General features: G+C 67.4%; 10 protein-coding genes. 9 read left to right on the forward strand and 1 reads right to left on the reverse strand.

Going from position 1 to position 9,594, the window contains the following annotated elements; all coding sequences use genetic code 11:
• The first annotated feature begins 62 nt into the window (after positions 1 to 62).
• The 8 genes from Atro_RS15690 to Atro_RS15725 all read left to right on the forward strand — a co-directional run bounded on the left by Atro_RS15690 (position 63) and on the right by Atro_RS15725 (position 7,149).
• A complete protein-coding gene (locus Atro_RS15690; RefSeq protein WP_497923706.1) occupies positions 63 to 821 on the forward strand; it encodes a LytR/AlgR family response regulator transcription factor in 759 nt (252 codons plus the stop codon).
• A gap of 136 nt (positions 822 to 957) precedes the next feature.
• A complete protein-coding gene (gene hemC, locus Atro_RS15695; protein ID WP_497923708.1) occupies positions 958 to 1,896 on the forward strand; it encodes a hydroxymethylbilane synthase in 939 nt (312 codons plus the stop codon).
• Positions 1,893 to 2,681, forward strand: coding sequence for a uroporphyrinogen-III synthase (locus tag Atro_RS15700; RefSeq protein WP_497923710.1), 789 nt, complete (start codon positions 1,893 to 1,895; stop codon positions 2,679 to 2,681). The genes hemC and Atro_RS15700 overlap by 4 nt, the downstream gene beginning before the upstream one ends.
• A 117-nt stretch (positions 2,682 to 2,798) precedes the next feature.
• Positions 2,799 to 3,812 carry a uroporphyrinogen-III C-methyltransferase gene (locus Atro_RS15705; protein WP_497923712.1) on the forward strand — a complete coding sequence of 338 codons (1,014 nt, stop codon included), beginning with the start codon at positions 2,799 to 2,801 and terminating at the stop codon, positions 3,810 to 3,812.
• Positions 3,809 to 5,038, forward strand: coding sequence for a heme biosynthesis protein HemY (locus Atro_RS15710; protein WP_497923713.1), 1,230 nt, complete (start codon positions 3,809 to 3,811; stop codon positions 5,036 to 5,038). Before Atro_RS15705 ends, Atro_RS15710 begins: the two co-directional genes overlap by 4 nt.
• Before the next feature lie 134 nt (positions 5,039 to 5,172).
• Positions 5,173 to 5,664 carry a disulfide bond formation protein B gene (locus Atro_RS15715; RefSeq protein ID WP_497923715.1) on the forward strand — a complete coding sequence of 164 codons (492 nt, stop codon included), beginning with the start codon at positions 5,173 to 5,175 and terminating at the stop codon, positions 5,662 to 5,664.
• Positions 5,665 to 5,872: 208 nt separating this feature from the next.
• The gene (rsd, locus tag Atro_RS15720; RefSeq protein WP_497923717.1) at positions 5,873 to 6,334 is read left to right on the forward strand and encodes a sigma D regulator; all 462 of its coding nucleotides are present in this window, start codon (positions 5,873 to 5,875) and stop codon (positions 6,332 to 6,334) included.
• Positions 6,335 to 6,477: 143 nt separating this feature from the next.
• The gene (locus Atro_RS15725; protein ID WP_497923719.1) at positions 6,478 to 7,149 is read left to right on the forward strand and encodes an AlgP family protein; all 672 of its coding nucleotides are present in this window, start codon (positions 6,478 to 6,480) and stop codon (positions 7,147 to 7,149) included.
• Here the strand turns inward: Atro_RS15725 and Atro_RS15730 are convergent.
• Positions 7,146 to 7,613, reverse strand: a complete 468-nt coding sequence (locus Atro_RS15730) for a TIGR02444 family protein (RefSeq protein ID WP_497923720.1) — start codon at positions 7,611 to 7,613, stop codon at positions 7,146 to 7,148. The two genes, Atro_RS15725 and Atro_RS15730, sit on opposite strands and share 4 nt — an antisense overlap.
• Positions 7,614 to 7,662: 49 nt before the next feature.
• On the opposite strand from Atro_RS15730, the gene Atro_RS15735 reads away from it, so the two are divergent.
• Positions 7,663 to 9,573: an ATP-binding cassette domain-containing protein gene (locus Atro_RS15735; protein WP_497923721.1), complete on the forward strand. Its 1,911-nt coding sequence runs from the start codon at positions 7,663 to 7,665 to the stop codon at positions 9,571 to 9,573.
• The last annotated feature ends 21 nt before the right edge of the window (positions 9,574 to 9,594 follow it).

The following is a 9,594-nucleotide window of genomic DNA, read 5'->3' on the forward strand; positions in this document are numbered from 1 at the left end:
CGGCCGTCACTCCGGCTGTCTACGCTATTCTTGTCCGGACTGACGCGGGAAGCCGAAGCAACATGAATGTTCTGATCGTCAACGACGACCCTCAGGCCAGAGAGCTGCTCTGCCGTCTGGTGAGCGAGCTTGATGGCTATCGCGTGCTCGAGCCTTCGGCCGGCAACGGCGAAGAGGCACTGGCCCTGATCGACAGTTTGAAACCGGATATCGTCCTGCTGGATATCCGCATGCCCGGGCTGGACGGCCTGCAGGTGGCTGCCCGATTGTGCGAGCGGGAGGCCTCGCCTGCCCTGATCTTTTGTTCCGCCGACGATGAGTTCGCCGTGGCGGCGCTACAGCACACCGGGGTGAGCTATCTGGTCGAGCCAGTGCAGCGCGAGGCCCTGCGCGAAGCCCTGCAGAGGGCTTCGCGCCCCAGCCGGATTCAGCTGGCCTCGCTGACCCGTCCGCCAGTGACGGACGGCAACGTGCCGCGTACCCATATCAGCGCGCGCACCCGCCGGGGCATCGAACTGGTGCCGGTGGACAAGGCGATCTTCTTCATCGCCGACCACAAGTACGTGACGCTGCGCCACGAGGGCGGCGAAGTGCTGCTGGACGAGCCGCTGAAGGCCCTGGAGGACGAGTTCGGCGAGCGCTTCGTGCGCATCCATCGCAACGCGCTGGTCGCCCGCGACCGCATCGAGCGGCTGCAGCGCACGCCGCTCGGGCATTTCCAACTCTATCTGCGCGGCCTTGGCGATGCCGCACTGACGGTGAGCCGACGGCACGTCGCCGGGGTGCGCAAACTGATGCACAACCACCTGAGCGCGTCCTGACGTTCGCCCGGGCGGTCGGAGGGAGCGCCGCCGCCACCACCTGCGCATGGTCGGAGCAGCCGTCAGGGGCAGGACTGCTCAGCTTGCAGCCCGATCCTGCTATCATCCCCGGCACTCTGTCGTTCTGGAATGCCCCATGTCCCGCGAGATCCGCATCGCCACCCGCAAGAGTGCCCTGGCCCTGTGGCAGGCCGAGTACGTCAAGACACGTCTGGAGCAGGCCCACCCGGGGCTGGTGATCACTCTGGTGCCGATGGTCAGCCGTGGCGACAAGCTGCTCGATGCGCCGCTGGCGAAGATCGGCGGCAAGGGGCTGTTCGTCAAGGAGCTGGAAACCGCCCTGCTGGAGAACGAGGCCGACATCGCCGTGCATTCGATGAAGGACGTGCCGATGGAGTTCCCCGAGGGGCTCGGTCTGTACTGCATCTGCGAGCGCGAGGATCCGCGTGACGCCTTCGTCTCCAATGTCTTCGACAGCCTCGACGCGCTGCCGGCCGGCAGCGTGGTCGGTACCTCCAGCCTGCGCCGCCAGGCCCAGCTGCTGGCCCGCCGTTCCGACCTGAAGATCCAGTTCCTGCGCGGCAACGTGAACACCCGTCTGGCCAAGCTGGATGCCGGCGAGTACGACGCCATCATCCTCGCCGCCGCCGGGCTGATCCGCCTCGGCTTCGAGGCGCGCATCCGCTCCCGCATCGCCGTCGCCGACAGCCTGCCGGCCGGCGGGCAGGGTGCGGTAGGCATCGAGTGCCGCAGCGCCGACCGCGAGATCCAGGCGCTGCTCGCGCCGCTCAACCACGAGCCGACAGCCCTGCGGGTCGGCGCCGAGCGCGCGCTGAACCGGCGCCTCAACGGTGGCTGCCAGGTGCCCATCGCCTGCTATGCCGAGCTGGAGGGCGACCAGTTGTGGCTGCGCGGTTTGGTCGGCCAGCCGGACGGCGGTCTGCTACTGCGTGCCGAAGATCGTGCGCCCAGCGACGAGGCCGAGGCGCTCGGCGTGCGGGTGGCCGAGGTGCTGCTGGCCCAGGGCGCACAGCGGATTCTCGAAACGGTCTACGGCGAGGACGCACGGCCATGACGGTGCGGCCGGACGCCGGCGGGTGGCGTCTGCTGCTCACCCGTCCGGCCGAGGAGTGCGCCGTCCTGGCCGGCCGCCTGGCCGAACAGGGCATCCACAGCAGCAGCCTGCCGCTGCTGGCCATCGAGCCGCTGGCGGAAACCCCGGAACTGCGCAGCCTGTTTCTCGACCTGGACCGCTACAGTGCGGTCATCGTGGTCAGCAAGCCCGCTGCTCGCCTGGGGCTGGAGCTGCTCGATCGCTACTGGCCGCAGCCGCCGGCGAACCAGTGCTGGTTCGGCATCGGCGCGGCGACCGGCGAAATTCTCGCCGACTACGGTCTGACGGCCGTCTGGCCGACCACCGGCGAGGACAGCGAGTCGCTGCTGGCATTGCCCGAGCTGGCCGCGGCGCTGGCCGTGCCCCGGCCGCGGGTGCTGATCCTGCGCGGGGAGGGCGGTCGCGAGCTTGTCGCCGACTCGTTGCGTGGGCAGGGGTTGGCCGTGGATCATGTAGAGCTCTACCGGCGCACCCTGCCGGATTACCCGCCCGGCACCCTGCTCGAGCGGATCCGCACGGAGCGCCTGAATGGCCTGCAGATCAGCAGCGGGCAAGGATTCGAGCACTTGCGCCATATGGCGGCGGCTGACTGGCCGGCACTGCTTCGGATACCCTTGTTCGTGCCGAGCCCGCGGGTCGCCGAACTGGCCCGTGCGGCAGGATCGCAGACTGTCGTGGACTGCCATGGCGCCAGTGCCACAGCCTTGCTGGCCGCGCTCCAGGGCCGCCCAGCGCCGACCTTTTGACCCGAAGGATGTATACGTGAGCGAAGCAGCCCCCCGAACACCTCCACGAACAACAATGAATATCAGCTCGCCGCGCCCGCCCCGACCACCAAGAGCGGCGGTGGAGTCTCCGGTGCCGTGGCCGTCCTGGCCCTGCTGATCGGCGCCGGCGGCGCAGGCCTCGGTGGCTGGGGCCTCTGGCAACTGCGCGAAATGCAGGCCAGCGAGCTGGCGCAGAGCAGCCGCTTCGATGCGGCGCTGAGCAGCCAGATGGACGCGCTGAAGCAGAGCGAGCGAGGCATCACCAGCCGCCTGTCGCAGTTCCCGGCGCGCACCGAGCTGGATGAGCGCTGGCGCACCATGGCCATGCTCGAAAGCGGCCAGGAGAAGCTCGTCCAGCGACTGGACAAGCTGACCGGCGCCAGCCGCGAGGACTGGCGGCTGGCCGAGGCCGAATACCTGATGCGCCTGGCCAACCTGCGCCTGTCGGCCATGCAGGACATCAACAGCGCCCAGCGTCTGCTCGAGGCGGCCGACGGCATCCTCCGCGAGCAGGACGACCCGGCCTCCTTCCCGGTGCGCCAGGTGCTGGCACGCAGCCTGGAGACCCTGCGCAGCCTGACACCGCCCGATCGTATCGGTCTGTTCCTGAGCCTCGGCGCACTACGCGAGCAGGTCGCCCAGCTCAAGCCGCTGGCACCGATCTACGAGCAGGAGCAGGCACCGGTCGTTGCCGACCGCTGGCAGCAGTGGTGGGAGAAGATTTCCCGCTTCGTGCGCGTCGACCTGCACGCCGATCAGGACATCCGCCCGCTGCTGAGCGGCCAGAATCTGGCGCAGGTCCGTCTGACCCTGGCCCTGGCCCTGGAGCAAGCCCAGTGGGCGGTGCTGAACGCTTCCCCCGACGTCTACCGGCAGGCATTGCAGCAGGCCCAGGAAGTGTTGGCCGGTCAGTTCAATCCGGATCATCCGCAGAGTGCCGCCCTCGGCAAGCGCCTGGGCGAGCTTTCCAGGCAGCAGGTCGCGCTGCAGATGCCCGATCTGTCGCCGACCGTGAGCGCGATGCAGAACTATCTGCAGCGCCGCCAGGCGCAGCGTGACGAGGCCGAAGCCGCCGCAGCCTCCACCAAGAAGGAGGGCGCCCGTCAATGAGCCGCCTCTATTTGCTCCTGCTGGTGGTCATCGCCGGCGCCGCCCTGCTCGGCATGGCCATTGCCGAGCATCCGGGCTACGTGCTGTTCGCCTACAAGGGCTACCGTTTCGAGTCCAGCCTCTGGGTCTTCCTCGGCCTGCTGCTGGTGCTGGTCGTCGCGTTCTTCGTCCTGCGCTGGGTCGTCGGTCTGATCGCTACCTCGGCCGGTGTGGTGCTGCCCTGGTCGCAGCGCAACCGCAACCGCCGTGCCCGGCAGGCCGCCCTGCACGGGCAGCGTGATCTGGCCGAGGGCAACTGGGAGCAGGCGCTGCGCCAGCTGAGCCGGGCCGCGGCCAGCGACCAGCAGCCGCTGGTGCACTACCTGGGTGCTGCGCGGGCAGCCAACGAGCTGGGCGAGTACGCCCAGAGCGACGACCTGCTGCGCGAGGCCCGCGAGCGCGATCCGAAGGCGGAGGTCGCCATCGGCCTGACCCAGGCCCGGCTGCTGATCGATCGCAGCGAATACCCACAGGCGCTGGCCGTCCTGCAACAGCTGAACGAAGGGCATCCGCAGCATCCCTATGTTCTGAGCCTGCTGCAGAAGCTCTACGTCCAATTGCAGGACTGGTCGGCGCTGTGCCAGCTGCTGCCCATTCTGCGCAAGCGCAAGGTTCTGCCTTCCGGCAAGCTCGACGAGCTGGAGCACCTGGCCTGGGCCGCCGCCCTGGAGCAGGTCGGCAAGGGCGAGCTGAAGGATGGCGAGACCGCCCGCAGTCTCGTGACCAATTGCTGGAGCCAGATGCCCTCGTCGCTGCAGCACGATGCCGACTTGCTCTACGCCTATGCCACGCGCCTGCGCGAGCTGGGCTCCGAGGACGAGGCCGAGGCAGTGCTGCGCGCGGCCCTCAAGCAGCACTACGAGGATCGTCTGGCCTATCTCTACGGTCAGGTCCGCAGCAGCGACCCGGCGCGGCAGCTACATCTGGCCCAGAACCTGCTGGAAAAGCAGCCAAACGATCCGCTGCTGCTGCTGACCCTGGGCCGCCTGTGCCTGGTCAACGAGCAGTTCGACAAGGCGCGGGAGTACCTGGAGGCCAGCCTGGCACTCAGCCGCAGCGCCGAAACCTGCGCCGAGCTGGCACGGCTGCTGGCCCAACTGGGGGAAACCGAGCACAGCAACCGGTTGTTCCAGGAAGGTCTGAAGCTCGACCGGGTACCTGCACTGTCCGAGTCGGCCACCTCCTGAGGGCGGTCGCATCCCGCCTTCGTGCGAGCAAATGTCAGGCTCGGCACGAATCAAGCGCCCCGGAGCTTTCTTGCCTTGAAAGCCCGGGGCGCTTTCCTCTACCGTAGCGGCCTTGTCTTCGACTCGGAGCAGCCATGAGCCTGGCCAGCCCACGTTCCTCCTTTCTTCTCGCCTTTCTCGGTTGTCTTGCGCTGCTCGGCGGTGCGCTCTACTTGGAGCACGGAGTCGGCCTGGAGCCTTGCCCGCTGTGCATCGTGCAGCGCATCTTCGTCATCCTCTTCGGGTTGATCTGCCTGGTTGCGGCATTGCACGGTCCGGCGCTGCTCGGCCGGCGCCTGTATGCCGGTTTCGCCTTGCTCGCCGCGTTGGGCGGTGCGGCCACTGCCGGACGTCAGGTGTGGCTGCAGAACATTCCGGCGGACCAGTTGCCGTCCTGCCTGCCCAGCCTGGAATACATGATGGAAGCTCTGCCGTTCCAGGAGATTGTCCGTCAGGTCCTGCATGGCACGGCCGACTGTGCCGAGGTCGGCTGGACGCTGTTCGGCATGAGCCTCCCGGAATGGAGCCTGCTGGCATTCGTGGCGATGATCCTGTTCTCCCTGCTCCTGCTGCTGCGTCGCGTCTGACTCCTTACCTGGTGCCCATCGGCGTCTCAAACACGCGTATGAACTTTCGTCGGCGCATGGCTTGCTGGTCCTGCGCGACGGGCATACTCTGCGGGCAGGTGCCGTTCGATCCTGCCGTTCGACGCGCCTTCCCATACCGTAGCCGGATGCATCAATAGCGAGCCCATCTGTGGGGCTAGAAAACAAAACAACGTAGGGAAGCCAGACCATGCCTGAAATCCGTCAAGATGCCCAAGAACGTTGGGGCGGTGTCCATCTCCTGATCGATCGCTGGCTGGTCGAGCGTCTCGCGCTGGTCGACGCCTTCGGGACCATCAAGCACCAGCAGCCGGCACCCGCGGCGAATGCCGAGGCCTTGCAGGTCTTCTGCGAGCTGTTGGTCGATTACGTCTCCGCCGGCCATTTCGAAGTCTACGAACAACTGATGGGCGAAGCCGAATCCTTCGGCGACCGGCGTGGGCTCGAGCTGGCCAGGCAGATCTATCCCCGCATCGAGGCTATCACCCAAGCGGCACTGGTCTTCAACGACCGTTGCGATAACGGCGATTGTCATGCCTTGTGCCATGAAATCGAGACGCTCGGCAGTCTGTTGCGCGAACGTTTCGAACTGGAGGACTGCCTGATTGAGGTGTTGCACAACGCGCACCGGCAGATCGCCGCCAGCGCCTGACCTTCCTTCCCGGTAGCAGACCCTTCTTGCCGAGTCGTAGCGACTCGGCGCTCCTCAATGAATGCCCACCGCCAGCGTCGGCTCGTTGGCGGCTGCCGGGCGGACGGTTAGTATGAGTGGAATCCCTTTGCTAGGAGCATGTCATGCCGGCCAAGAAGCCCCCTGTCACGACCCCGCTGGATCTGCTGCAGCAGCTTTCGCAGAGTCTGCTCGTCCATCTGGAGGAGGCCTGCTCCCAGGCCATGCAGGATGCCGAGAAGGCGCTCGCCAAGCTGGAAAAACAGCGCAGCAAGGTTCAGGAAAAATTGCACGAGGCACGTGCGAAGCTGCAGGACGCGGCGCTGGCCGGCAAGATCAAGGCCCAGGCCAAGAGCCGGAAGGCCGTCGACGAACTGGAGCCGCTACTCGACGAGCTCAAGACGCGCCAGGCGGAAACCCGCGATTACATTGTCCGGTTGCGCCATGACACCCTGCAGGCGCTGGAGCTGGCACAGGGCATTGCCCAGGTGAGAGAGGCGGCCGCTCAGCCGCAAGCGTCTTCCGATGCGGCAACGGCTCGAACGCCGCAGAGCACGACGGCACCGAAAGCAGCAACTCGCAAGCCCGCCGCCTCCCGGCGTGCAGAGCCGGCCGCGGCGGTCAGCAAGGCGCCGGCCAAGCGCGCGCAGCGCCCGGTGGTTGCGGCCGAGCAGCCTCCCGCCAAGCCGGCGGCGACCCGCAAGCCGGCAGCACAGCGAAGCCGTTCCGCCGCCTCGGCGAGCGGATCGGGCGCAGCGAATGCACCTTCTCTGACGGACAAGCCTGACGCCTCCTAATCCGTATTCATCCGTGCGGCTGCGCGCAGGCGGGCGAGCGCCTCGTGGCAGTTCGCGACCGTATTGTCTGCTAGGTTTTCCAGCCAGGCCGTCGTGACGCCAGGGGCTGTCGGCCAGTCGCAGCAGACCGTTTCCAGGCGCTGCAGCAATATCCATTCGGCGTCCAGCTCCAGAGCTTTCAGTCGCTCCCGCAGCTCGTTCAGGTCGGTGTCGCTGCGGGCAGTCGGGCGCCAGTCCTGACGCAGGCGGCGCAGCGGTGCGACCACCGTCGCCTGCCAAGGCTGCGCCAGCCGCTGCAGCGTGCTGCAGCGGTTGGCCTCGCAGTTCACGCCGCGCACTTCCAGCCAGGCGCCGCAGAGCAGCAGGCAGATATCGGCGCCCTGTGCCTGCAGATCCAGGCAGGCGGCTTCGATGCCTGGGCGTTGGTACAGCTGCAAGGCGAAGGCCCGCAGGTCGAGCGGCATGCCGTGTTCCTCCGCGGTGCGTGCGAAGCTGATAAACTCCGCTGCCATCATGATCCGAATCCAGCATCTTACCCTGCAACGTGGTCCGCAGCGTCTGCTCGAGGACGCCGAACTGACCCTGCACGCCGGCCAGAAGGTCGGTCTCATCGGCGCCAACGGTGCCGGCAAGTCCACCCTGTTCGCCCTGTTGCGCGGCGAGCTTGCGCCCGATGCCGGCGACTGCCAGTTGCCGCCGGACTGGCGTATCGCCCACATGCGCCAGGAGGTCGACGACCTCGAGCGCCGGGCGGTCGACTATGTGCTCGACGGCGATGGCAACCTGCGACGCATCCAGCACGAGTTGACAGTGGCGGAGGCGGCCCACGACGGCGCAGCCATCGCTCGCCTGCATACCGAGCTGGACAACGCCGATGGCTACACGGCCGATGCCCGCGCCCGCAAGCTATTGGCCGGACTGGGCTTTGCCGCCGAGCAGATGGAGCGCCGGGTCGGCGACTTCTCGGGTGGCTGGCGGATGCGCCTGAACCTGGCGCAGGCACTGATGTGCCCCTCCGACCTGTTGCTGCTCGACGAGCCGACCAACCACCTCGATCTCGACGCCATCCTCTGGCTGGAGGAGTGGCTGAAGGGCTACCCCGGCACCCTGCTGCTGATTTCCCACGACCGCGACTTCCTCGATGCGGTGGTCGACCATGTAGCGCACCTGGAGCAGCGCAGTCTGACGCTCTACCGCGGCGGCTACTCGGCCTTCGAACGCGCTCGCGCCGAGCGCCTGGCGCAGCAGCAGCAGGCCTACGAGAAGCAGCAAGCGCAACGCGCCCACATGGAGAGCTTCATCCGCCGCTTCAAGGCCCAGGCGACCAAGGCGCGCCAGGCGCAGAGCCGGATCAAGGCGCTCGAGCGGCTGGAAGAGCTGGCTCCGGCGCATGTGGATTCGCCCTTCGATTTTCGCTTTCGCGAGGCCGACAAGATTTCCAGCCCGCTGCTCGATCTCGCCGAAGGCCGCCTCGGCTACGGCGACAAGGCAGTGCTGGAGAAGGTCAAGCTGCAACTGGCGCCCGGCGCACGGATCGGTCTGCTCGGCCCCAACGGCGCCGGCAAGTCGACCCTGATCAAGACCCTCGCCGGCGAGCTGCAGCCGCTCGGCGGGCGCCTCGCCCGTGGCGAGAATCTGGTGGTCGGCTACTTCGCCCAGCATCAGCTGGATGCGCTGGACGCCCAGGCCAGTCCGCTTTTGCATCTGCAGCGCATCGCCTCCGGCGAGCGCGAGCAGACCCTGCGCGATTTCCTCGGCGGTTTCGATTTCCGCGGGGTGCGCTGCGACGAGCCGGTGGGCAACTTCTCCGGTGGCGAGAAGGCGCGTCTGGCCCTGGCGCTGATCGCCTGGGGCAAGCCCAATCTGCTGCTGCTCGACGAGCCGACCAACCACCTCGATCTGGAGATGCGTCTGGCCCTGACCCTGGCTCTGCAGGATTTCGCAGGAGCGGTGCTGGTGGTGTCCCACGACCGCCACCTGCTGAAGAGCACTACCGACGAATTCCTGCTGGTTGCCGATGGCCGCGTGCAGGGCTTCGACGGCGACCTCGAGGATTACGCCCGCTGGCTGGTCGACTATCGCGCCCGCCAGGTGCCGGTCGCCGAAGTCACGGCCAATGGCGACAAGACTGACAAACGCGCTCAGCGCCAGGCTGCTGCCGCCCTGCGCCAGCAGTTGGCTCCGCACAAGCGCCAAGCGGACAAACTGGAGCAGGAGCTGGGCCGCGTGCAGGAAAAGCTTGCCACCCTGGAAGCCCGGCTCGGCGATGCCGCGCTCTACGAGGCTGCGCGCAAGGACGAACTGCGCGATCTGCTGGCCGAGCAGGCCACCTGCAAGAGTCGCGAGGGCGAGCTGGAGGAGGCCTGGCTGGAGGCCCTGGAAACCCTTGAGTCCCTGCAGGCCCAGCTGGAGGCAGGCGCCTGAGCCTGTGCCACGCATGGGCCA

This window comes from Azotobacter tropicalis, assembly GCF_059739045.1.